General features: G+C 73.9%; 16 protein-coding genes. 10 read left to right on the plus strand and 6 right to left on the minus strand.

Annotated features, from left to right (window positions below; all coding sequences use genetic code 11):
• Nucleotides 1–150: 150 nt before the first annotated feature.
• From ACWGIF_RS23235 to ACWGIF_RS23250, 4 genes are all read right to left on the minus strand, one after another.
• Complete coding sequence (locus ACWGIF_RS23235; protein WP_453500309.1) at nucleotides 151–453, minus strand: hypothetical protein; 303 nt, start codon at nucleotides 451–453, stop codon at nucleotides 151–153.
• A 109-nt stretch (nucleotides 454–562) separates the two neighbouring features.
• On the minus strand, nucleotides 563–790 hold the full coding sequence (locus ACWGIF_RS23240) for a DUF3107 domain-containing protein (RefSeq protein WP_326588154.1): 228 nt from the start codon (nucleotides 788–790) through the stop codon (nucleotides 563–565).
• A gap of 164 nt (nucleotides 791–954) precedes the next feature.
• Entirely contained in the window at nucleotides 955–1,608 is a 654-nt protein-coding gene (locus tag ACWGIF_RS23245; protein ID WP_453500311.1) for a TetR/AcrR family transcriptional regulator, read from the minus strand.
• 228 nt (nucleotides 1,609–1,836) lie between these two features.
• Nucleotides 1,837–2,052, minus strand: a complete 216-nt coding sequence (locus tag ACWGIF_RS23250) for a hypothetical protein (protein WP_453500313.1) — start codon at nucleotides 2,050–2,052, stop codon at nucleotides 1,837–1,839.
• Nucleotides 2,053–2,191: 139 nt separating this feature from the next.
• Here ACWGIF_RS23250 and ACWGIF_RS23255 point away from each other — a divergent pair, with 139 nt between their 5' ends.
• The 7 genes from ACWGIF_RS23255 (at nucleotide 2,192) to moeZ (ending at nucleotide 10,839) form a co-directional block, all read left to right on the plus strand.
• Nucleotides 2,192–3,187 (plus strand): alpha/beta fold hydrolase, encoded by a 996-nt coding sequence (locus ACWGIF_RS23255; protein ID WP_453500315.1) that lies wholly within the window; start codon nucleotides 2,192–2,194, stop codon nucleotides 3,185–3,187.
• Nucleotides 3,188–3,192: 5 nt separating this feature from the next.
• The gene (locus ACWGIF_RS23260) at nucleotides 3,193–4,548 is read left to right on the plus strand and encodes a DUF3152 domain-containing protein (protein WP_453500317.1); all 1,356 of its coding nucleotides are present in this window, start codon (nucleotides 3,193–3,195) and stop codon (nucleotides 4,546–4,548) included.
• 320 nt (nucleotides 4,549–4,868) lie between these two features.
• Nucleotides 4,869–6,476 carry a GT4 family glycosyltransferase PelF gene (gene pelF / locus ACWGIF_RS23265; RefSeq protein ID WP_453500319.1) on the plus strand — a complete coding sequence of 536 codons (1,608 nt, stop codon included), beginning with the start codon at nucleotides 4,869–4,871 and terminating at the stop codon, nucleotides 6,474–6,476.
• A gap of 419 nt (nucleotides 6,477–6,895) precedes the next feature.
• Nucleotides 6,896–7,711, plus strand: a complete 816-nt coding sequence (locus ACWGIF_RS23270; protein WP_453500321.1) for a hypothetical protein — start codon at nucleotides 6,896–6,898, stop codon at nucleotides 7,709–7,711.
• A gap of 132 nt (nucleotides 7,712–7,843) precedes the next feature.
• A complete protein-coding gene (locus ACWGIF_RS23275) occupies nucleotides 7,844–8,854 on the plus strand; it encodes an NAD-dependent epimerase/dehydratase (RefSeq protein ID WP_453500323.1) in 1,011 nt (336 codons plus the stop codon).
• Nucleotides 8,842–9,597 (plus strand): spherulation-specific family 4 protein, encoded by a 756-nt coding sequence (locus ACWGIF_RS23280; protein WP_453500325.1) that lies wholly within the window; start codon nucleotides 8,842–8,844, stop codon nucleotides 9,595–9,597. Before ACWGIF_RS23275 ends, ACWGIF_RS23280 begins: the two co-directional genes overlap by 13 nt.
• 63 nt (nucleotides 9,598–9,660) lie before the next feature.
• Nucleotides 9,661–10,839 carry an adenylyltransferase/sulfurtransferase MoeZ gene (moeZ, locus tag ACWGIF_RS23285; RefSeq protein WP_030011110.1) on the plus strand — a complete coding sequence of 393 codons (1,179 nt, stop codon included), beginning with the start codon at nucleotides 9,661–9,663 and terminating at the stop codon, nucleotides 10,837–10,839.
• 85 nt (nucleotides 10,840–10,924) lie between these two features.
• Here the strand turns inward: moeZ and ACWGIF_RS23290 are convergent, their stop codons facing one another.
• Both ACWGIF_RS23290 and ACWGIF_RS23295 read right to left on the minus strand, forming a co-directional pair.
• Entirely contained in the window at nucleotides 10,925–12,526 is a 1,602-nt protein-coding gene (locus tag ACWGIF_RS23290; protein WP_453500327.1) for an alpha/beta hydrolase, read from the minus strand.
• Between the two features lie 223 nt (nucleotides 12,527–12,749).
• Complete coding sequence (locus ACWGIF_RS23295; protein ID WP_453500329.1) at nucleotides 12,750–15,644, minus strand: lysylphosphatidylglycerol synthase transmembrane domain-containing protein; 2,895 nt, start codon at nucleotides 15,642–15,644, stop codon at nucleotides 12,750–12,752.
• A gap of 119 nt (nucleotides 15,645–15,763) precedes the next feature.
• Here ACWGIF_RS23295 and ACWGIF_RS23300 point away from each other — a divergent pair, with 119 nt between their 5' ends.
• From ACWGIF_RS23300 to ACWGIF_RS23310, 3 genes are all read left to right on the plus strand, one after another.
• Nucleotides 15,764–16,120, plus strand: a complete 357-nt coding sequence (locus ACWGIF_RS23300; RefSeq protein WP_453500331.1) for an MGMT family protein — start codon at nucleotides 15,764–15,766, stop codon at nucleotides 16,118–16,120.
• 225 nt (nucleotides 16,121–16,345) lie between these two features.
• On the plus strand, nucleotides 16,346–20,002 hold the full coding sequence (locus tag ACWGIF_RS23305) for an ATP-dependent helicase (protein WP_453500333.1): 3,657 nt from the start codon (nucleotides 16,346–16,348) through the stop codon (nucleotides 20,000–20,002).
• A 44-nt stretch (nucleotides 20,003–20,046) separates the two neighbouring features.
• On the plus strand, nucleotides 20,047–23,859 hold the full coding sequence (locus ACWGIF_RS23310) for a UvrD-helicase domain-containing protein (RefSeq protein WP_453500335.1): 3,813 nt from the start codon (nucleotides 20,047–20,049) through the stop codon (nucleotides 23,857–23,859).

The following is a 23,859-nucleotide window of genomic DNA, read 5'->3' on the forward strand; positions in this document are numbered from 1 at the left end:
GGCTCCGCACAACGACGTCGGCCCGGGCGCGCTTCGTGCGCACCGGGGCCGACGTACGTCGTCAGGGGCCGGTCTCAGGACCCGGGCCTCAGGGGTGAGGCCTCAAGTGTGAGGCCTCAAGGGTCAGGCCTCAAGGGTCAGGCCTCGGGGTCAGCCCCGCGACGGGAGCGAAAACGGAGTCCCGGGCGACGGCCTGCGGGGCCCGGAGGCCGGACGGAGCAGCAGCGACAGGACCACCGCCGACACCAGCACCCCGCCGATGAAGGTCGCGGTCAGGGTGTTGTGCCCGGGGCCCAGCGCGAAATGAGTGAGATACGCCCCGAACAGTGCTCCCAGCACCCCGCTGACCAGCACCACTCTCGCGGAAGGCAGACGGCTCGCGAGCACGCGCGCGGCTGTTGCGGACAGAGCGAGGCCCAGCAGGGCGGAGCCGAGCACTTCCAGCAGCAGCATGAGGTCTCTCCCATACGTCAGGGCAAACCGTGTCACAGCCGTCCTACCCGAAGCGGAAGAAAGAGAAACGGCCCGGTGGAATCAACCACCGGGCCGTTTGCGACAGTTCTCAGAGCGCGCCGAATCCGACCTTGCGCACGCTCGGCTCGCCCAGGTCGACATACGACAGGCGGTCGGACGGCACCAGGACCTTGCGGCCCTTGTTGTCGGTGAGGCTCAGCAGCGGCGCGGTGCCGGACAGCGCGGCGGTGACGATGCGCTCCAGCTCCTCGGCGCTCAGGTCGCTCTCCAGCACGATCTCCCGGGGTGCGTGCTGCACGCCGATCTTGACCTCCACGGCCTTGTCCCTCCGACGATCCGGTTCGCGCGATCAGCCGCGCCGTACCCGGTCCACATTAGCCCGGAGAGGGGATGCGGACGGCGCAGACCGGACACGCTGGCAGCGAACAGAGCCGATGCGGGGCGCGAAGCCGGCGAAGCCGTCGCGGTCGTCGCCTCCGGTCAGGACTCCGCCGGTCCGGACTCCGAGCCGTGCAGCGGGAAACCGGCGATGCCGCGCCACGCGAGCGACGTCAGCAGGCCGACCGCCGTATCGCGGGCGACCGGGCTCTCGCTGGAGAGCCAGTAGCGGGCCACGACCTGTGAGACCCCGCCCAGGCCCACGGCCAGCAGCATCGACTCGTCCTTGGACAGGCCGGTGTCCTCGGCGATGACGTCGGAGATGGCCTCGGCGCACTGCATCGAGACGCGGTCGACGCGCTCGCGCACGGCCGGCTCGTTCGTGAGGTCTGACTCGAAGACCAGCCGGAAGGCGCCGCCCTCGTCCTCCACGTACGCGAAGTAGGCGTCCATGGTCGCGGCCACACGCAGCTTGTTGTCCGTCGTCGACGCCAGCGCGGTGCGCACGGCCAGCAACAGGGCCTCGCAGTGCTGGTCCAGCAGCGCCAGATACAGATCGAGCTTGCCGGGGAAGTGCTGGTACAGCACCGGCTTGCTCACCCCGGCACGCTCGGCGATGTCGTCCATCGCCGCCGCGTGGTAACCCTGCGCGACGAAGACCTCCTGGGCCGCGCCCAGCAGCTGGTTGCGTCGGGCTCGGCGCGGCAGTCGCGTGCCCCGCGGACGCGCTGCCTCGGTCTGCTCGATGGCTGTCACGCCGCCTCCCACTTTCTCTAAGAACACAGTGCGCTCTGCGCCGCGCCGCCATCGTACTTTTCGGTAACCGAATCTGGAGGGTTCAGGCCGAGTTTTCTCGCGGTACGGACGGCCCGGAGGCGCTGGTCAGCGGTTTGTCCGGCGGTTTGGTCAGCGGCTTGTGCGGCGGTTGCCCGGCCGCCGGTCGGGACTCGGCCGGCGGCCGGTAGACGGGCGGGCGGCCGTCGGTCAGCGGTAGTCGTCCTCGTCCAACGGCACCACTCGCGCCTGCTCGGCGGCATCGCCGTCCGCGGCCTCGCCCTCCTCCGCACCCGTGACCGGGTCGTCCTCGTCCGGCCGGAGGTCGGCCAGCTGCTCCGCCACATCCGCCTCGGGCGCCTCAGGATCGAGGATTTCCGGGGTCGGTTCCCGGAAGGTGTCCGGCTCCGCAGGATCGACAGTCATGCCGCTCCCCTCGCTTCCTTTGTGTTCACTTACGAGCCTAGGAGGATCGCGGATGCCCCGCTATACGGATCCTCATCCGCTTGTGTCTGTGACCGCGAACACAGGAAGTGGAACGTGATCGTCTCGTAACATTGCCTGCATGTCTTCGACCGAGCTGCCGGGCGTACGGTCCACCGCCGAGCTGTCCTCCCTGGTGGGGGCCGTCCGGGTGGCCGACGGAGAGCAACTGCGCACCGCCGTGCTGCCCGGGCTTGAACTGGCCGTCCGGGTGCGCCCGCCCCTGCGTACGGGGCTGGCGCCCGCGCTGTTCGTGCACGGACTGGGCGGTTCCTCGCAGAACTGGTCGGATCTGATGGGGCGGCTCGCGGACACCGTCGACGGCGAGGCCCTGGACCTGCCCGGCTTCGGCTGGTCCCCACCGCCCGCCGACCGCGACTACTCCGTCACGGCGTTCGCCCGCGCCGTCATCCGGCACCTCGACGCCGCCGGGCGCGGGCCGGTCCACCTGTTCGGCAACTCCCTCGGCGGGGCCGTCTCCACCCGGGTGGCGGCCGTCCGGCCCGACCTCGTGCGCACCCTGACGCTGGTCTCGCCCGCCCTGCCCGAGCTGCGTGTGCAGAAGGCGGCCGTGCCGACCGCCCTGCTCGCCGTACCCGGAGTGGCCGCGCTCTTCAGCCGGCTGACGCAGGGCCTCACCGCCGAGCAGCGCACCCGCGGGGTGACGGACCTCTGCTACGGCGACCCCTCCCGGGTGACACCCGAGGGATTCCGCAACGCCGTGGAGGAGATGGAGCGGCGGATGGCCCTGCCGTACTTCTGGGAGGCGATGACCCGCTCCTCGCGCGGCATCGTCGACGCCTATACGCTCGGCGGCCAGCACGGACTGTGGCGGCAGGCCCAGCGGGTTCTCGCCCCGTCCCTGCTGGTCTACGGTGGCCGGGACCAACTGGTCTCGTACCGTATGGCGCACAAGGCGGCCGCTGCCTACCGGGGTTCGCGGCTGCTGAGCCTGCCCGAGGCCGGGCACGTGGCGATGATGGAGTACCCCGATGTGGTGGCCGCAGCCTTCCGAGAGCTGCTGCGCGACACCGGCACGGGGGAGAACGACCGGGATACCGAAGACGGCAGAGGCTGAGGACCGTGGGACGACATAGTCGCAAGGCCCCTGCCCCTGCCCCTGCCCCTGGCCCCGTCCGGCCGCAGTCGGAACCCTCGCCGCTGCCGCCGTACGAGGAACAGCACGTGGCGCGCTGGCCCGAACCCACCGTCACCCACCAGGGGTACGTGCCCCAGGACCGGCCCGTGGCCGACGGCGCGCGGGCCGGCGGCCACCCCCAGCAGTACGAGTCCGGTGGCGCCTGGGGCGCCGGCCCCGACTCCGTGTACGGGGACTGGCGCGGGGTACCGAGGGGCCGCGGCGCCACCACCACCGCGGCGGCCCCCGCAGCGCTCCTGGACTCCGACACCCCGGCCTTCGGCACCCCCGCCGTGGGCTTTCCGCAGGTCACCCTCGCACCGCCGGCTCCCCGTACGGTCGTGCCCGGACCGGGGCCCGGGCCCGCGCCCGACCCGCTCACCTCCACCGGCTCGCACCGCCGGGTGCCCGGGCCGCGCAAGCCGGTCGACCCCGTCACCGAGCCGGCGCCGGACTCCGGCCGCCGCCGGAAGGTCCGGACGTACACCGGCATGGCCGCCGTGGCCGTCACCACCGTCCTCGCCGTCGTCGTCGCCGGCCAGGTGACCTCGGACGGCGAGAGCGGCAAGGCCGGCGCGCCGGCCGCCGGCGACGACGGCCGGGCCGACTCGGCCGCCTCCCGCTCGGACGAGCGCCCGACGCCCGACGCGCCCGCGGCCGCACCCGCGGCGCCGTCCGCCGCCGCGCCCCCGCCGGAGCTGACGTACGAGCAGAAGATGGCACAGCAACTGCCGATCGACGCGAAACTCGCCGGGCCCGGCGCCTTCGACACCGTGCCCGGGGTGGCCAAGGCCCCCGGCAAGGGCAAGGTCGTGCGCTACCGGGTCGACGTCGAACAGGGCCTGGGTCTGGACGCACAGCTCTTCGCCGAGGCCGTCCACCGCACCCTCAACGACCCGCGCAGCTGGGCCCACGGCGGCGCGATGACCTTCGAACGCGTGCCGGGCGGCGGGGCCGATTTCGTGATCACCCTGGCCAGCCCCGGGACCACCGGCACGTGGTGCGCCAAGTCAGGGCTCGACACCACCATCGACAACGTCTCCTGCGACTCCGCGTCGACCGACCGGGTGATGATCAACGCGTTCCGCTGGGCGCAGGGATCGCCCACGTACGGCCCGGACCAGATGTTCGCCTACCGCCAGATGCTCATCAACCACGAGGTCGGGCACCGGCTCGGGCACGGGCACGTGAACTGCCGCACGCCGGGTGCGCTCGCCCCGATCATGCAGCAGCAGACCAAGTCCCTCGACATCGACGGCGTGCAGTGCAAGCCCAACCCGTGGGTGCATCCCGGCAGTTGATGCCGGGTCCCGCCGTCCGGGCCGGAGGGCGCGTGGGCGATCCGTCCGCTGCCCCCGCGTGGCGCCTGCGTCGTTCCTTCACGCCGAGCCGGCCGGGCCGGCGCCCGCTCGGCGTCCTCGCGCACGGGCGGCCGTTCCCGAAGGCAGTACTTCTAGCGTGCTCGAACGCGAACCGTACGGGAAAGTTACGACTCTTCACCCCTTCCGGTGGCGCGACGGACAACCGTCCGTCGCGCCTCGGGCGCATCCGCTTGAGTTCTCCCGCGGCGGGTCGCCTGACCGATGGCGACCGCCTGGACGGGAGATCGGGGGTGCCACTCGTGCGGATCGGACTACTCACGGAAGGTGGTTATCCGTATGCCACGGGAGAGGCGAGGCTGTGGTGCGACCGGCTCGTGCGCGGGCTCCCGCAGCACGAGTTCGAGCTCTACGCACTGAGCCGCAGCGCCGAGCAGGAACGCGCACGGGTCACTCTGCCCGAGCACGTCACCCAGGTCCGGACGGCCCCTCTGTGGGCCCCCGCCGACGACGGGCGGACCTACTCCCGGCGGGAGCGCCGGAGGTTCGCGGACTGCTTCGGGGAGCTGGTCCTCGGGATCTGCGCCGGAGAGCCGGACGCCTTCGCCTCAGGGCTCTACGGGCTCGCCGAACTCGCCCGCGAACAGGGCGGGCTGTACGCGGCCCTGCGCTCCGAGTCCGCGGTGCGGGCCCTGGAGTCCGCCTGCCGGACACCGGGTGCGAGCCGCACCGTGCAGGCGGCGCAGGTGACCGACCTGCTGGAGTTCGTGGACGAACTGGAGCGCATGCTCCGGCCGTTGTCGCTCGACTGGTACGAGGAGCCCGGCGGTCTCGGCGCGGTCGACATCTGCCACGCGGCGGCGGGCGGGGTGGCTGCGCTCCCCGGACTGCTGGCCAAACGCTTCTTCGGAGTCCCGCTGCTGGTCACCGAGTACGGTGTCCAGCTCCGGGCCCACTACCTGGCCCAGCTCGACGCACAGCAGGGGGCGCAGGCACGCCCCGCCGTACGGGCCCTGCTCGCGGCCTTCCACCTGCGGCTGGCCGTCGAGATCTACGCCCGGGCCGACTTCCTGACCCCTGGCAATGCGCACGCCCGGCGCTGGCAGGAGCGGTGCGGCGCCACCCGCGAGCGGCTGCGCACGGTCTACCCGGGGATGGAGGCGGACCGATTCGCCACCGTGGGGGAGGCCTCGGACTGCGGGGATCCGGACACGCTCGTGTGGGTCGGCCGGATAGAGCCCGCCAAGGACCTGATCGCCCTGCTGCACGCCTTCGCCGAGGTCCGCAGGGCCGCGCCCGGCGCCCGGCTGCGCATCTTCGCCACGGCCGTCGCCCCCGGTTACCTCGCCGACTGCCGGTCGCTGGCCGCGCAGCTCTTCCCCGACGAAGCCGCCGACTCGGTCACCGTCGGGGAGAACCCGGTCACCTTCGAGGAGGTCGGCGGACCCGACGCGCCCTCGCCGGCCGAGGCGTACGGAGCCGGACGCGTCGTTGTGCTGTCCTCCGTGATCGAGGGGTTCCCGATCACCCTGGCCGAGGCGATGTTCTGCGGCCGGGCCACCGTCTCCACCGACGTGGGCGCCGTGTGCGAGGTCATCGGGGGCACCGGGCTCGTCGTCCCGCCGCGCAACCCCCGGGCGCTCGCCGAGGCGTGCCTGTCGCTGCTGCGGGATCCCGAGCGGGCGCAGCGGCTCGGCGCCGCCGCACGGGCGCGGGCCCTGGAACTCTTCACCGTCGAGCAGAACGTGGCCGCCTTCCGGGAGATCTACCTGCGGCTCCTCGCCAAGGGTTCCGCCCGGCCGGACGGGGAGGTCCCCTTCGCACGGCCCCCGGAGGCGCGCGTGCCGGGGCACTGGACCAGCCCGACGTGGGCTCCGGCCCCAGGCCCGACCCCGGAGGCCGCCGTATGACCACCGTCGACCCCGAGACCACCGCCCCACCGGCGTCCTCCCCCACCTGTCCCCTTCCGTCCGAGCCGGCGTCACCTTCGGCCAAGCCGCTTTCAGCCCCGCCGGGGGGATCTTCAGCCGAGCCGCTCTCAACCGAGCCGCTTCCAGCCCCGTCGGCGTTCGAGGCGCCGGATGCAGGGCAGAGCCCTGGCAGCGGCGCCGGACCCGCGATCCAGCCCCCCGGCACGCTGTCCGGCGCGGCGCCGTTGCCGGGGTCGCCGGCCCCGGGCCCCAGCGCCTCAAACGCCGACGGGGCTGAATTATGCGTCGGCGAGGCGGCCTTCGGCGCAGGCGGGGCGGGCTCCGCCGAGCCCGAGAGCGCCCGGGGAGCGACGCCGCAGGCGAAACCGCGGCGGGGCGCCGGGGATCCCGTCAAGACGTTGCTGCACCGGCATCGGGAGCTGTGTGCGCGGGCCGTGGATCCGCTGGAGATCGCCGCCGGGCTGGAGGCCCACGGCATCACCGACCGCACCGCCGCGCGGTTCCGGCACCGGGACGTCTTCTCGCTCGCCGAGGAGCTGTACGCCCGGAGCCCGCGTGAGCAGCTTCCCGCCGCCGTGCCCACCCTGGTCCCGGCGGGGCCGTCCGCCTTCCGGGGCTTCGGCTACGCACTGCTGCCCGGGGCCCTCGCCTTCGGGGCGGCCGCCGCCGGGCAGGCGTGGGCGGGGCCCGCCGCCGTGGCCGCCACCGTCGCCGCCCTGGTGTGGCCCGGGCGGGCCGCGGGGGGCCGGTTCCCCTCCCTCGCGCACCTGCTCGCCGCGGCCGCCGTCGGCTGGGCCGCGTACCGGCACGGCGCCGTCCTCGCGGTCGGCCTCGCGCTGGCCGTCGCGCCCGGGCACCTGGTCGCCGCCGGCTTCGCAGCCGGGGCCAGGGCGCGGCTCGACGGCAGCCGGGCTCTGGAGGACTTCGCCGACCGCACCCGGCCCCTGCTGATCGCGGCCGTCGCGGTGTTCACCGGGGCCGCCTCCGGGGCGGCCGCGCTCGCCGGAACGTCGCTCCCGGTGGCCGTGCCGCTCGCCCTGCTGCTCTTCCTGACTCGGCTCCTGCTCCGGCACGCAGCCCACCGCGGACCCGTCTGCGCCGCTCTCGCCCTCGCCCTGATCCCGGTCCCGGCGGCGACCGTCGCCGCCGCGGCCGGACTCCTCGTACACGCCGTCCTCGCCCTGTCCCGCGCCTCGGCGCACGCGCGGCCCTGACGTCTCCGGGACCGCCATCCGGCCTTCGGAGCCGACGCCGAAGCGCTGTTCCCGTACCCCGCCCCGTCCATCCACCCGTCCGCAAGGAGAAACAGACATGACCGGCCAGCCAACCAACCAAGGGGTCACGCGATGAGGGTGCTGCTGATCGGAGCCAACGGATACCTCGGCCGCTACGTCGCCGACCGGCTGCTCGCCGACCCCGCAGTCCAGCTCACCGCGCTCGGCCGCGGCGACGACGCCGACGTCCGCTTCGACCTCGCCACCGGCAGCCCCGGCGCCCTCACCCGCTTCCTGGACGCCGTCCACCCGGGCGTCGTCATCAACTGCGCCGGCGCCACCCGGGGCGGGGCCCGGGAGCTGACGCGGCACAACACCGTCGCCGTGGCGACGATCTGCGAGTCGCTGCGCCGCAGCGGCTGCGGGGCCCGGCTGGTACAGCTCGGCTGCGCCGCCGAGTACGGGCCCAGCCAGCCCGGATCGTCCACGGCCGAGGACGCCGTGCCGAGACCCGGTGGGCCGTACGGAGTCAGCAAACTGGCCGCCACCGAGCTGGTCCTGGGCTCCGGGCTGGACGCCGTCGTCCTGCGGATCTTCTCGCCCGTCGGGCCCGGCACCCCCGCCGGATCCCCGCTCGGCCGGCTCGCCGAGGCGATGCGCCGCGCGATGCAGTCGGGCGACGGCGAGCTCAAGCTCAGCGGGCTCGGCGTACAGCGCGACTTCGTGGACGTACGGGACGTGGCGCGGGCCGTACACGCCGCGTCCCTGTCGGCCGCGCAGGGTGTCGTCAACATCGGCACCGGCCGCGCGGTCCGGCTGCGCGACGCAGCCGCCGTCCTGGCCCGGGTCGCCGGGTACGGCGGCGCCCTGCACGAACTGGACGTCCCGCACGGCGGACTCCAGCAGGGGCACGGGCACCCCGGCCGCCCGGCCGGGCTCGCCTCCATCGGGTCGCCCCGCTCCGAGGCCACCGCCGAGCAGCTCGCCGCCGCGGCCCCCCAGCCGTACCCCTACCCCGACGGCTGCGGGGCCTGGCAGCAGGCGGACGTGCGCACCGCCCGGGACCGGCTCGGCTGGCGGCCCCGGATCAACCTGGAGGAATCGCTCGCAGACATCTGGATGGAGGCGGCGTGCCGCATCTGACCACCCCGCCCGGGGCCATGACCGCCGCCGCGACCGAGGCCGGCCGCCTCGGCCTCGGCATCCCCGGCTACGCGCACCCCCTGCTTGCCCCCGTCGAGTGGGCCGAGCTGACCCGCCCCGGCACACCGCTGCACTGGGCCGTCCTCAACATCACGGACGGCCCGGGCGGACGGCCCGACCCGCACTGCACGGAAGCGGCGGCGAAGCTGCGCGGTGCGGGCGGCACGGTCCTCGGGCATCTCGCGATGCGAGACGGATCGCGGTCCTTCGGGGAGCTGATCTCCGACGCCCACCGCTTCCGCGACTGGTACGGGGTCGGCGGTTTCTACCTCGCGGGAACGCCGGCCGACAAGGCGGAACTGGCCTCGGTGTGCCGGGTCGTCGAGACCCTGCGCGGCCTCGGGGAGGACCTGCGCATCGTGCTCGGGCACGGCACGCACCCGTACGAGGGCTATGCGGAGGCGGCGGACCAGCTGGTCACCTTCTCCGGGGCCTGGGCCGACTACCGCTGGTCGCAGGTGGCGGAGTGGACCGCGGACCACCCGGCGGAGCGGTTCTGCCACCTCGTCCACGGGGTGCCGCGCAGCCACCTGGAGGAGGCGATGCGGATCGCCCGCTGGCAGGGTGCGGGCACCATCTGGTTCACCGACCGGTGCGGGGCCGCGGACCGCGACCCGTGGGCCTCCATGCCCGCCTACTGGGACGAAATTGTCTCAAGGATCGGGACAGGTGTCTTGGAATGAAGACGGGCGTGGCAGTGTTACGGGGAGAACCACCGTTAAGACGTAACCATCTACGGAGTCCCCGTGTCGCTGCCACCCCTGGTCGAGCCAGCTGCTGAGCTCACCGTTGACGAGGTCCGTCGGTACTCCCGCCACCTGATCATCCCCGATGTCGGGATGGACGGCCAGAAGCGCCTGAAGAACGCCAAGGTGCTGGCCGTGGGCGCGGGCGGCCTCGGCTCGCCCGCCCTCATGTACCTGGCCGCGGCCGGCGTCGGCACGCTGGGCATCGTGGAGTTCGACGAGGTCGACGAGTCGAACCTGCAGCGCCAGATCATCCACAGCCAGGCGGACATCGGCCGTTCCAAGGCCGAGTCGGCCCGCGACAGCGTGCTGGGCATCAACCCGTATGTGAACGTGGTCCTTCACGAAGAGCGGCTCGAAGCCGAGAACGTGATGGAGATCTTCAGCCAGTACGACCTCATCGTCGACGGCACGGACAACTTCGCCACGCGCTACCTGGTGAACGACGCCTGCGTACTGCTGAACAAGCCGTACGTGTGGGGTTCGATCTACCGCTTCGACGGCCAGGCCTCGGTCTTCTGGTCCGAGCACGGCCCGTGCTACCGCTGCCTCTACCCGGAGCCGCCGCCGCCGGGCATGGTCCCGAGCTGCGCCGAGGGCGGCGTCCTCGGCGTGCTCTGCGCGTCCATCGGCTCCATCCAGGTCACCGAGGCCATCAAGGTCCTCACGGGCGTCGGCGAGCCGCTGGTCGGCCGCCTGATGATCTACGACGCCCTGGAGATGCAGTACCGCCAGGTCAAGGTCCGCAAGGACCCCGACTGCGCGGTCTGCGGTCCGAACGCGACCGTCACGGAGCTCATCGACTACGAGGCCTTCTGCGGCGTCGTGTCGGAGGAGGCCCAGGAGGCGGCCGCCGGCTCGACGATCACTCCCAAGCAGCTCAAGGAGTGGATCGACACCGACGAGCCCATCGAGATCATCGACGTCCGCGAGATCAACGAGTACGAGATCGTCTCGATCCCCGGTGCGAAGCTGATCCCCAAGGGCGAGTTCCTCATGGGCACCGCCCTCCAGGATCTGCCGCAGGACAAGCGCATCGTCTTGCACTGCAAGACGGGTGTCCGCAGTGCGGAAGTCCTCGCCGTCCTGAAGTCCGCGGGCTTCGCGGACGCGGTGCACGTCGGCGGCGGTGTCATCGGCTGGGTCCACCAGATCGAGCCGGAGAAGCCGGTCTACTAGCAGTCGCCCGAAGGGGCCGTACTCCGATCGCGGGGTACGGCCCCTTCGGCGTTGTCCGGACCCGGGCGGACCTGCGCGGCGCGCCTCAGCCCGGCAGTTCGGACGGCTCGGACGGCAGGGAGGGCTCGGACGGCGGGGTCGGCGCGGCGGTGCAGACGGTGCCGGCCGCCGGGGGCTTGCCTTCGATCAGGTACGTGTTCACCGCCTCCTGCACGCACGGGTCGCCGCTGTTGTAGGCGCCGTGCCCCTCACCCTTGAACGTGAGCTCCACGCCCACACCGGGGCCGAGCCGCTCCACCATCTTGCGGGCGCCCTCGTACGGGGTGGCAGGGTCGCCGGTGTTGCCGATCACCAGGATCGGTGCGGATCCCGGCGCCGAGACGTCAGGGGTCTCCCAGGTGCCGGGGACCGGCCAGCCGGTGCAGCCCATCATCGCCCAGCCGATGAAGTCCCCGAAGACGGGCGAGGCCGCGCGGAAGGCCGGCAGCCCGGCCTTGGTCTGCTCCAGGGAGTAACGGTCCTTGGAGTCCACGCAGTTGATGGCGACGTTGGCCGCGCCGAGGTTGCTGTAACGCCCTTGCTCGTCCCGCCCGTTGAGCGAGTCGGACAGGGCCATCAACAACTGCCCCTGACCGCCTTGCGCCTCGTCGAGGCCCTGTTCCAGCAGCGGCCACAGCTCCTTGGAGTACAGGGCCTGCGCGATGCCGTTGGTCGCGAGGCTCTCGGTCAGCTTCCGGTCTCCGATGCCCGGGATGGGCTTCGCGGACAGGTCCTTCTGGAGCTGGATGATCCCGGCCTCGATCTCCTGGACGGTGCTGCCCTGCAGCCGGCACTCGTCACCGCGGTCCACGCAGTCCTGGGCGAAGTTGTCCAGCGCGAGCTGGAAGCCCTTGGCCTGGGCCAGCGCGCTCTCCTCGGAGGTCTTGGTCGGGTCCACGACGGCGTCGAAGACGGCCCGCCCGACGTTCTTGGGGAAGAGATGGGCGTAGACCCCGCCGAGTTCGGTGCCGTAGGAGATCCCGAAGTAGTTCAGCTTCTCGTCGCCGAGGGCCTGGCGGATGCGGTCGAGGTCGCGGGCGGCGTTCTCGGTGCCGACGTGGGGGAGGAGCTTGCCGGAATTCTTCCGGCAGGCCTCGTGGTACTCCTTGCCGGAGTCGAGGAAGACCTTCTCCTCCTGCGGCGTCTCAGGGGAGGCGTCCTCGGCGTAGTACTCGTCCAGCTGCCGGTCGCTCGCGCACAGCACGGGGGCGCTGGCGCCCACCCCGCGGGGATCGAAGCTGACCAGGTCGTACCGGGCGCGCAGGGCCTCGTACTCCTTGGCGGCGCCGGGGAGGGTGGTGATGCCGGAGCCTCCGGGGCCGCCGAAGTTGAAGACCAGGGAGCCGAGGCGGTTCTTCTGATCGCGCGCCTTGGCGCGGATCAGGTCGATCGGGATCGTCTCGCCCTCGGGCTTCGCGTAGTCGAGCGGGACGTCGAGCGTGGCGCACTGCCAGTCCTTGGGCGGGGTCGGACCGCCGCCCTGGGCGGGGGTGGGGGCCTCGCACTCGCCCCACTTGAGCGGCTTGACCTCCGGAGTGCCGTCGGCCGTCGTCTTCTTCTCGTCGCCGCCGTCGGAGCAGGCGGCCGTGGTGAGCAGGCCGGCGGCGAGCGCTGCGGCGGCGGTGACCCGCCAGGCGTTTCTCGGCATGCCCCCATCCTGTGTGCGCTTCACCCCCACCGCTCCTGCGCTGACCCATCCGGGCGACGCCGGGTCCGGGCTCCACCCGGCCGAACCGGCCCCGCTCGGCCCAAGGAGCCCCGCCGGTGTTTGAGGCGCGGGCGCGGAGCGCCGTAGGAGTACCGGCCGCCCCGCGGGCGGTGCGCTGCCGGGCGCGGGCACGGACCCCGCAGCCCCGCAGACGAGCCGGAGGCTAGATGGCTTCCTTGCGGGTCAGGAAGTTGAACGAGATCCACCCCGGCAGCACCGGCAGCCAGAAGGTCATCAGGCGGAACAGCAGCACCGCCGAGATCGCGACCTCCTTGTCCAGCCCGGCCGCGATCAGCCCCAGGGTCAGCGTGGTCTCCACCGCGCCCATGCCGCCCGGCGTCGGCGCCGCCGACCCCAGCGCGTTGCCCGCCAGGAACACCACCGCGATGCTCGCGTAGCTGATGGCCTCGCCGCCCCCGAACGCACGGATCGACGCGTCCAGGCACATCACGAAGCAGCCCGTCAGCAGCAGCATCCCGCCGATGCCGGTCATCAGCTTCTTCGGTCGCTGCAGCACGTCCAGCATGCGCGGCACCACGCCCGCGAACAGCGCCCGCACCCGCGTGACGATGAACTTGCGCATGAACGGGACCGCCGTCACCACCAGCACCAGCACCGCCACCGTCAGCAGCCCCGCGATGACCGCGCGGGACGGGGTCATCTCCGGGGTCTTCTCGGTCCCGGTCAGATAGCCGAAGGACAGCAACAGCAGGATGTGGCTGGCCAGCCCGAACAGCTGGGAGGCGCCCACGCTCGCGACCGCCAGCCCCGGCCGGACCCCCGCCCGCTGCAGGAACCGCGTGTTCAGCGCGACACCGCCGACGGCCGCCGGAGCCACCAGCTTCACGAACGACCCGGCCACCTGCGCGACCACGGTCCGCAGGAACGGCACCCGCTCGGGCACGAAGCCCAGCAGGCTCATCGCCGCCGCGAAGTAGCTCAGCGCCGAGAAGGCGAGGGCCGCACCGACCCAGCCCCACTGCGCCTCGCCGATGATGGTCCCGAAGTCCACATGGGCGAGCTGCGTGAGCAGGAAGTACGCACCGAACGCACCCGCGATGAACGACACGAGCGTGCGCGGCCTGATCCGCTCCAGCCGGGCCGGCTCCACCGGCGCCTGCGGGCGGATCAGCAGTACCTGCTGGCGGATCTGACTCAGCAGATCCTCCTCGCGCGCCCCGTCCAGCGCGTCGTCCAGGGCCTTCTTCTCCGCCTTCCGGTCGGCGGCGGCCGAGGCGGAGACCGGAGTGGCGGAGGCCGCGGACTCCGCCTCGCGCGCCGCCTTCGCCGCGCGCGAGGATTCCAGTACGGCCTCCCGCTGGCGGTCGGCCCGCTCCCGGGCCAGCCTGCGCAGCGTGGCCCGGGTGGAACGGCTCAGCGCGATCGGCTGGAGCAGTGGCAGGCAGTCCGCCACCGTGTCGGGGCCGAGCACCGACACGGCCGAGGCCACGGCCCGCTCCGCGCCGACCCGCAGGCCGAGCGTGGTCAGCAGCTGGGCGATGTCCATCCGGAGCACGAGATCGCCGGCGGCGATCTCGCCGCCGCGCAGGTCGGTGAGGATGACGTTGCCGGAACGATCCACCACCAGGGCGTCCCCGGTCAGCCTGCGGTGCGCGATCCGCCGCGACTGGAGGGCCCGTACCTGCTCCCAGGCGTTGCGGCTCAGCTCGTCGGTGATCTCCTCGTCGGGGAGCGAGTCCAGGGTGCGGCCGCCCAGGTGCTCGTACACGAGCATCACCGCGTCCGGACCGAGTTCGGAGGTGGCGATCAGCTTCGGTGCGTTGGCCCCGGCCGCGATCGCCGCGTATGCGAGGAGCGCCTCCTGCTCCAGCGCCTGGCGCAGCGACTGCAGGCTGCGCCGGGTGGTGATGCCGCGCAGGGTGAGCCGGCGCCAGACCCGGTAGAAGAAGCCCTGGGCCTGCTGCTCGCGGTCGACGACCGTGACGTCGAGCGGTGGCCCGTCCTCCAGGGTGACGTGGTAGCGCCGCCCGCGGTCGCTGACCTCGGACGCCTCGGGGCCGTCGGGCATCTCGGCGCGCATCGCGCTGACCGGCTGGAAGCCGACGCGGCGCAGTCCGGCGAGGAGGTTCTGCCCGGTGGGGCGCACATTGGGGGAGCCGACGGCGTACAGGGTGCCGTACGCGACGCTCCAGCCGATCAGGACGGTGAGGATGATCGAGAACGGGGTGGTGTATCCGTTGACCAGCATGGTGAGGGCGTTGAGCAGCAGGACCACCCACAGCGCGACGCGCCAGTGGGGTCTGCGGGTCATGCCGACGGCGGTCATGTACGCGATGACGGGCGCGAGGTAGCCGTGCACGGGGTCGGTGAGGGCCCCGCCGCCCGCCGGGAGGGTCAGGGCGTCCTGAATGGTGGCGGGGGCGGCCTGGGAGACCCACAGGTCGGTGGCGAGGGTCACCCCGTGCGCCAGGACGGCGGCGAGCACGCCATCGGCGATGCGCAGGCCGTCGCGTTTGATCAGCCGCTCGATGGCGAAGGCGACGGGCAGCAGCAGCACCGCGATGCTGGACACGAGCGCCGCGACCTTGATCAACAGGTCCGGCGCCTGGCCGGTGCCCTTGCTGATGTCCTCCTCCAGGCCGACGGTGGTGCCGTGGGCGAAGGCGGCGATGGCGAGCACGACGGCGATGCCGAGGATGCCGACGAGCAGGCGGACGAGGTCGGAGGGGCGGTGCACACGGGCGGCGAGCAGCGGTTCGTCGACCTCGACCTGGTCGGCGGCCGTGGAGGCGTGGCCGTGCGGGCCCTCCGCGCCGGCGCCGTGACCGTGACCCCCGCGGTGGGCGTCACCGTCGGCGTTGCCGCCGGAGTCACCGTCACCGTCACCCTTGCCGGCGTCGCCGTCGGGGCGCCGGGGCTCCGGAGGGGTCTCCGGGCGAGGCTCGGCCCGGGTTTGCGGACGGGTCTCCGCAGGAGGCTCGGGGCGGGGGTCCGGGCCGTCGTCAGGGCGTGCGCCGTCGTCCGCCGCCGCGCCGTCCGGAGGGCTCACACCCTGCTCCTTCGTCGTCACATCCGTCTCTTCTTGATCACGTATCACCAGTCACCGCCCGGAAGATGGTGGCACGGACCGGCGGACCATCGGGGCAGCAGGGTGCGCGCCGGTCCGGAACCACGACTTCCGCCGACGGGCGTCCGGCGTACTGCACCATGTGCTGAATGAGTGAAGAGCTGCCCGCGTACGCGGAGCGCGTGCTGGAGGTGGTCGAGCGTATTCCGCCCGGCCGGGTGATGACGTACGGGGACGTCGCCGAATGGCTCGGCGAGGGCGGGCCGCGCCAAGTCGGGCGTGTCATGGCCCTGTACGGGGGAGCCGTGCCCTGGTGGCGCGTCGTACGGGCGGACGGACTGCCGCTGCCCGGTCACGAGCTGCGCGCCCTGGAGCACTACCGGACCGAGGCCACCCCGCTGCGCCTGACGGCCGGCGCCGGCGGTGAGCCGCGGCTGGACATGCGGCGGGCACGCTGGGACGGGGCCCCCGGACAGGACGGCGGGCGCGACGAGGCTCACACCTGACAGCTTCGGCCATGCGCGGCCTGAACGGGCGATCGGGCGACATGGCGAACGCCCGTACGGGGTACCCGGGGGGACTGCACGGCCCCCGCCGGTTGCCGTAGCGTTGCCCCTTCGGCTTCCGCTGGAGCCGTCACGACAGCACCGGAACACCGCGCGGCCCCGGCGGCCTCCGCAGGAAACGCAGACCCCGCACCACCCGTAGACCCACCAGGACCGGCACCTCACGTGATCACCACTTCCTCCTCCGACCGCACCGAACGGCGGCGCACGCGGACCCCCGACGCGTACCGCCTCGTGCGCACCGGGCCGGAACGGGTGGATCCCCCTGTGCTGGACGCAGCGCAGCGGGCGGTGGTTGACCACGCCGGCGGACCGCTGCTCGTCCTGGCCGGCCCGGGCACCGGGAAGACGACCACGCTGGTCGAGGCCGTCACCGCCCGGGTTGAAGCGGGCATGGACCCCGCCCGCATCCTCATCCTCACCTTCAGCCGCAAGGCGGCGGTCGAACTGCGCGACCGGGCCGCCGTGCGCCTCGGCGGTGCGCGGGCTCCGCAGGCCACCACCTTCCACTCCTTCTGCTACGGCCTGGTCCGCGCCCACCAGGACACCGACCTCTTCGCCGACCCGCTGCGGCTGCTGTCCGGTCCCGAGCAGGACGTGATGGTCCGCACCCTCCTGGAGGGCCAGCGGCGCATCCGTTCCGTCCACTCCATCCGCTGGCCGGACGACCTGCGGGCCGCGCTGACCACGCGCGGGTTCGCCGACGAGGTCCGGGCGGTGCTCGCCCGCGCCCGCGAACTGGGCCTCGGCCCGCAGGCCCTCGCCTCGTTCGCCGACCGCATCGGGCGCCCGGACTGGAAGGCGGCCGCCGCGTTCCTCTCCGAATACCTGGACGTCCTGGACATGCAGGGCACGCTGGACTACGCGGAACTCCTGCACCGGGCGGTGCTGCTCGCGGAACGCAACGCCTCCCTCGCCTCCGCCTACGACGCGATCTTCGTGGACGAGTACCAGGACACGGACGCCTCCCAGCTGCGCCTGCTGAAGGCCCTGACCGGGCCGGGCGGCACGCTGGTCGCCTTCGGCGACCCCGACCAGTCGATCTACGCCTTCCGCGGCGCCGACATCAACAACATCCTGGACTTCGAGTCCGCGTTCCCGGGCGCGGCCGTCACCGCCCTGACGGTGGGCCGCCGTTCCGGCGCGGCCCTGCTCGCCGCCACCCGCCTCCTCACCACCCGGATGCCGGTGCCCCGCCTCCCGGCGGCAGCGGTCCGTGCCCATCGCGACCTGCGCGCCGTGCGGGAGGGCGGCCGGGTGGAGGTGTTCACCTACCCCACCGCCGGGGCGGAGCTGGACAACATCGCCGACATCCTGCGCCGGGCCCACCTGGAGGACGGCGTGCCCTGGCAGGACATGGCCGTCCTGGTCCGCGCCGGCGGCCGTACCCTCCCGGCGATGCGCCGCGCCCTGATCTCGGCGGGGGTCCCGGCCGAAACGGACGGCGCGGACACCCCGCTGCGCCACGAACCGGCGGTCTCCCCCCTCCTGACGGCCCTCCGCATCACGGCCTCGGCGGCGGCAGCGCCCACGGAACCGACCGTTACCGGGCCTGCGATCACGGACGCCGAGGCGGCTGCCGCCCCGGTGCCCGCCCCGCCCGCCGAGCCGGCCGGCGAAGCGCAGCCCGCCGCCCCCGAGTCCCCGACCCCGGACGCCGCCCCCGCCGCACATGACCAGGGCCCAGAGGCCGGCTTCAGGGTCGCTGACGGCCTTGAGGCCGACCGGGCCGACGGGGACGTCCCCGGCTCCGCCGAAGCGCCCCGGACCGCAGGCCGGGCCGACGCCGGCGCCGAGGCCGACCCCGCCGTCGGTGACCTGGGTCCGGGAGCCGGCTTCAGGGTCGCTGACGGCCTTGAGACCGATCCGGCCGACGCCGACGCCGACGCCGACCCCGCCGCGGGCGACCCGGTTGCGGGGGGCGACTCCGACTCCGCCGACCCTGCCGGAGGCATCACCGTCGAGGCGGCCCTCACGCTGCTCACCTCTCCCCTCGGCGGGATGGACGCCGCCGACCTGCGCCGCCTCGGCCGGGCGCTGCGGGACGAGGAGCGCGCGGCGGGCGTCAAGGTCCCCGCGCCCTCCGACGTGCTGCTCGCCCGCGCCCTCGCCGAGCCGGAGCGGCTCACCGCGCACGACCCGGCCTACGCCCGCGGCGCGCAGCGCCTCGGCCTGCTCCTGCGCAAGGCCCGCGAGCTGCTCCAGGGCGGCGGCACCGCCGAGGAGGCCCTGTGGATCCTCTGGGACGGCACGCCCTGGCCGCAGCGCCTGGAGCGCAGCGCCCGCCGCGGCGGCGCGGCCGGCCGTAACGCGGACCGCGACCTCGACGCCGTCTGCGCCCTCTTCGACACCGCCGCCCGCGCCGAGGAACGCACCGGCGGCAGCGGCGCGCTCAACTTCCTCGAACAACTGGAAGCGGAGGACATCGCCGCCGACACGTTGACGGCCCGCGCCACCCGCTCCGAGGCCGTCCGCCTGATGACCGCCCACCGCTCCAAGGGACTGGAGTGGTCCCTCGTCGTCGTCGCAGGCGTCCAGGAGGGCCTGTGGCCCGACCTCCGCCGCCGCGGCTCCCTCCTGGAGGCCGACCGCATCGGCCGCGACGGCCTCGCCGAGCCCCTCACCCCCGGCGCCCTCCTCGCGGAGGAACGCCGCCTCTTCTACGTCGCGGCCACCCGCGCCCGCGACCGCCTCGTCGTCACCGCCGTCAAGGCCCCCGCCGACGACGGCGATCAGCCCTCCCGCTTCCTCACCGAGCTCGGCGTCCCCCCGCGCGACGTCACCGGCCGCCCCCGCCGCCCCCTCGCCGTCCCGGCGCTCGTCGCCGAGCTGCGCGCCACCACCGTCGACCCGGACGCCTCGCCTGCCCTGCGCGACGCGGCCGCCCGCCGCCTCGCCCGCCTGGCCGCGCTCACCGACGACGAGGACCGCCCCCTGGTCCCGGCCGCGCACCCGCAGCGCTGGTGGGGCCTGTACGAGCCCACCCGCAGCAGCGTCCCGCTCCGCGACCGGGACCGCCCCGTCGCCCTCTCCGGCAGCGCCCTGGAACAGCTCGCCAACACCTGTTCCCTGCAGTGGTTCCTCGGCCGTGAGGTCAAGGCCGACACCCCCTCCACCGCGGCCCAGGGCTTCGGCAACGTGGTCCACGTCCTCGCCGACGAGGTCGCCTCCGGCCGCACCCCCGCCGACCTGGCCGTCCTCATGGAGCGCCTCGACTCGGTGTGGGACGCCCTCGCCTTCGACGCGCCGTGGAAGTCCCGCCAGGAGAAGGACAACGCCCGCGCCGCCCTCGAACGCTTCCTGCGCTGGCACACCACCGATCGCGGGGGCCGGGCGGCCGTGGCCACGGAGCACGAGTTCGACGTCACACTCGAAGCCGGCGACGTCGCCGTCCGCATCCGCGGCTCCATGGACCGGGTCGAGGCGGACCCGCAGGGACGCGCGTACGTCGTCGACTTCAAGACCGGCAAGGCCGCGCCGACCAAGGACGAGGTCGCCCGCCACCCCCAGCTCGCCGTCTACCAGCTCGCCGTCCGCGAGGGCGCCGTCGACGAGGTCTTCGACGGCCTGCGCCCGGAGCCCGGCGGCGCCGAGCTCGTCCAGCTCCGCCAGGGCGCCGCCCAGCGCGAGGGCGGCGACGCGGTCCCCAAGATCCAGGCGCAGCAGCCCCTCGACGGGGAGTGGGTCGGCGACCTGCTCGCGACCGCCGCCGGGCGGGTCCTCGACGAGCGGTTCGCACCCGCCGCGGGCCGGCACTGCGACCACTGCTCCTTCCGCAGTTCGTGCAGCGCCCGCCCGGAAGGCCGCCAGACGGTGGAGTGACCAGGACGGTCGGGTCTGTCGGTGGGGGCGGCTAGCCTTTTTACGTGTCCGCGCGTCCGCCCGTCCTCACCGACCCCGAGCAGCTCAAGGAGCTCCTCGGGATCCCATTCACGCCCGAGCAGATGGCCTGCGTCACCGCCCCTCCCGCCCCGCAGGTCGTCGTCGCCGGCGCGGGCTCCGGCAAGACCACGGTGATGGCCGCGCGCGTGGTCTGGCTCGTCGGCACCGGTGCGGTGGCGCCCGCGCAGGTCCTCGGTCTGACCTTCACCAACAAGGCGGCGGGCGAGCTGGCCGAGCGCGTACGCAAGGCCCTCGCGCGGGCCGGGATCACCGACCCGGACCCCTCCCCGGCCGACGCCGAGGCGGCCGGCGGCGAGCCCCGCATCTCGACGTACCACGCCTTCGCCGGACAGCTCCTCAAGGACCACGGCCTGCGCATCGGCCTGGAGCCCAGCTCCCGCCTCCTCGCCGACGCCACCCGCTTCCAGCTCGCCGCGAAGGTGCTGCGCGAGGCCCCCGGCCCGTACCCCTCGCTCACCAAGTCCGTCCCCGAGCTGGTCGGCGACCTGCTCGCGCTCGACGCGGAGCTGTCCGAGCACCTGGTCGAACCGGACCGGCTGCGTCTGTACGACACCGAGCTGCTGGACGTGCTCGCCGGTACCCGGCTGACCAACGAAGACCTGCGCAAGGTCCCCGAGGCCGTGCGCGGCCGCCTCGAACTGCTGGAACTGGTCAGCCGCTACCGCGCCGCCAAACGCTCCCGCGACCTCTTCGACTTCAGCGACCAGATAGCCCTCTCCGCGCAGCTCGCCACCACCCGGCCCGAGGTGGGGGCGCTGCTGCGCGAGGAGTTCCGGGTGGTCCTGCTCGACGAGTACCAGGACACCTCCGTCGCACAGCGGCTGCTGCTGTCCGGCCTCTTCGGCGCGGGCTCCGGCCACGCCGTGACCGCCGTCGGGGACCCCTGCCAGGCCATCTACGGCTGGCGCGGGGCCTCCGTGGCCAACCTCGACGACTTCCCCGAGCACTTCCCCCACGCGGACGGCAGCCCCGCCACCCGGCTCTCCCTCAGCGAGAACCGGCGCAGCGGCGGCCGCCTGCTGGACCTGGCCAACGGGCTCGCCGCACCGCTGCGCGCCATGCACCACGGGGTGGAGGCGCTGCGCCCGGCGCCGGGGGCCGAGGGAGCCGGCCAGGTCCGCTGCGCCCTGCTGGAGACCCACGCCCAGGAACTCGACTGGCTCGCCGACTCCGTCGCCCACCTGGTCCGCACCGGCACCGAGCCGCGCGAGATCGCCGTACTGTGCCGGTCGGCCGGGGACTTCGCGCAGATCCAGGCCGTACTGGTGGACCGGGACGTCCCGGTCGAGGTCGTCGGCCTCTCCGGGCTGCTGCACCTCCCCGAGGTCGCGGACCTCGTCGCCGTCTGCGAGGTCCTCCAGGACCCGGGCGCCAACGCCTCCCTCGTCCGGCTCCTCATCGGCCCGCGCTGGCGGATCGGCGCGCGCGACCTGGCCCTGCTGGGCCGCCGCGCGCGACTGCTCGTGGGCCGGTCGCCGTCGGGGGCGGACCCGGACGAACGGCTGGCGGCAGCCGTGGAGGGCGTCGACCCGGCGGAGATCATCTCGCTGGCCGACGCCCTGGAGACCTTCCTCGACGGCGCCGGCCAGGCCCCCGACGACCTCCCCTTCTCGGCGGAGGCCCGGGTCCGCTTCGCGCACCTCGCGCAGGAGCTGCGCGACCTGCGGCGGTCCCTCGCCGACCCCTTGATGGACGTCCTGCACCGGGTGCTGTCCGCCACCGGCCTCGAAGTGGAACTGTCCGCCTCCCCGCACGCGCTGGCGGCCCGCCGGCGCGAGACCCTGTCGAGCTTCATGGACGTGGCGGCCGGTTTCGCCGCCCTGGACGGCGAGGCCACGCTGCTGGCCTTCCTGGCGTTCCTGCGTACGGCCGCCCAGTACGAGAAGGGCCTGGACCACGCCCTGCCGGGTGGCGAGAACACCGTCAAGGTGCTCACCGCCCACAAGTCCAAGGGCCTGGAGTGGGACGTGGTGGTCGTCCCCGACCTGTGCGCGGGATCCTTTCCGAAAGAGAAGGCGCCGGAGGCCTGGACCTCGTACGCGAAGGTGCTCCCGTACGCCCTGCGCGGCGATGCCCCCACCCTGCCCGGGGACCCGGCCTGGACCTCGGCGGGCCTGAAGTCCTTCAAGGCCGCCCTGAAGCACCACAAGGCGGTGGAGGAACTCCGCCTGGGCTACGTGACCTTCACCCGGCCGCGCTCCCTCCTGCTGGCCTCCGGCCACTGGTGGGGCCCGACCCAGAAGAAGCGCCGCGGCCCGTCCGCCTTCCTGTCGGCCCTGTACGACCACTGCGCGGCGGGCTTCGGCGAGATCGAGGCCTGGGCGGACGAGCCCGACCCCGACGCCGAGAACCCCGCCCTGTCCGACGATCCCGCCCAGGACCACTCCTGGCCCCTCCCGCTCGACCCGCGCTCCCTCACCCTGCGTCGCGCGGCGGCCGCCCTGGTGGAGTCCTACCTGGCGGCCCCGCCCTCGCCGGAGCAGGCCCCGCCCCCGCCGGAGCAGCACGACGAGGCCTTTCTCTGGCCCCCGGACTGCGACGACCCGTTTTACGACGACGAACCGTGGCCGGACGACGACGCCCGGCCGGACACCGCATGGGACGAAGCCGCGCACGCCGGCGGTCCGACGGCTCCGCCGACCGAGGACGCAGCCGGGCATCAGCGGGGCGCAGCGCGGCCCGACGCGGCCCGCCCGGCGGCGGAGCCGCCCACCGATGCCCCCGCCCCGCAGGGCGCTGCCGCTGCCGCGGCCGGAGCCGCGAGCCCGACCCCCGACGGGGTCCGGGGCGGAGCCCCGAACGCGGCGCAGCCGCATCCCGACTTCTGGCGGGAGGCCGCCGTACGGGACCCTGCCGGCGTGCCCGCACCCCGGGCCGCAGGCCCGAGCCCCGACCGGGTCCGGGGCAGCGCCCCCGTTCAGGGAAGGAGTGGGGTGGGGGAGGGACCCGGTCCGGCCCACTCCGCCGCGCCGCTCGACGACGACCTCTGGCCGGAGGCCGATGCCCGGCCCGCGCCCGGCGACGGCGCGGCAGGACTCGCCCCCGAGGACGCGCGAGCCATCGCCTCCTGGGACCGGGACCTCGACGCCTTGGAGGGCGAGCTGCGCCGTGCCCGCGCAGCGGTCCGCGACGTCGAGCTCCCCGCCGCCCTCTCCGCCAGCCAGCTGCTCCGGCTCGCCGCCGACGAGCAGGGCTTCGTACGCGACCTCGCCCGTCCCATGCCCAAGCCCCCGCAGCCCGCCGCCCGCCAGGGCACGCGGTTCCACGCCTGGGTCGAGTCCCGCTTCGACGAGCTCCCGCTCCCGTTCCTCGACGTCCTCGATCCCGTGACCGACCTCCCCGGCGCCGGCTCCGACCAGGAGATCGCCGACGAGGCCGACCTCGACTCCCTCAAGGCCGCCTTCGAGCGCACCCCGTACGCGGACCGGCCCCCCCACCGCATGGAGGCCCCGGTCCAGCTCACCCTCGCCGGCCGTGTCATCCGCGGCCGGATCGACGCCGTCTACAAGACCACCACCGACGAGGACGGCGACGCGTACGAGATCGTCGACTGGAAGACCGGCCGGACCACCGAGGCCGACCCCCTCCAGCTCGCCGTCTACCGTCTGGCCTGGGCCGAGGCCACGAACACCCCGCTCAGCCGCGTCACCGCCGCCTTCCTGCACGTCCGCAGCGGCCGCGTGATCCGCCCCCGCAACCTCCCCGACCGCGCCCGCCTTGAGCGGATCCTCCAAGGCGAAACGGACACCGGCGGTGGCCGTCAGGCGGACGGATAG

It is taken from the genome of Streptomyces sp. NPDC054849 (assembly GCF_053610945.1).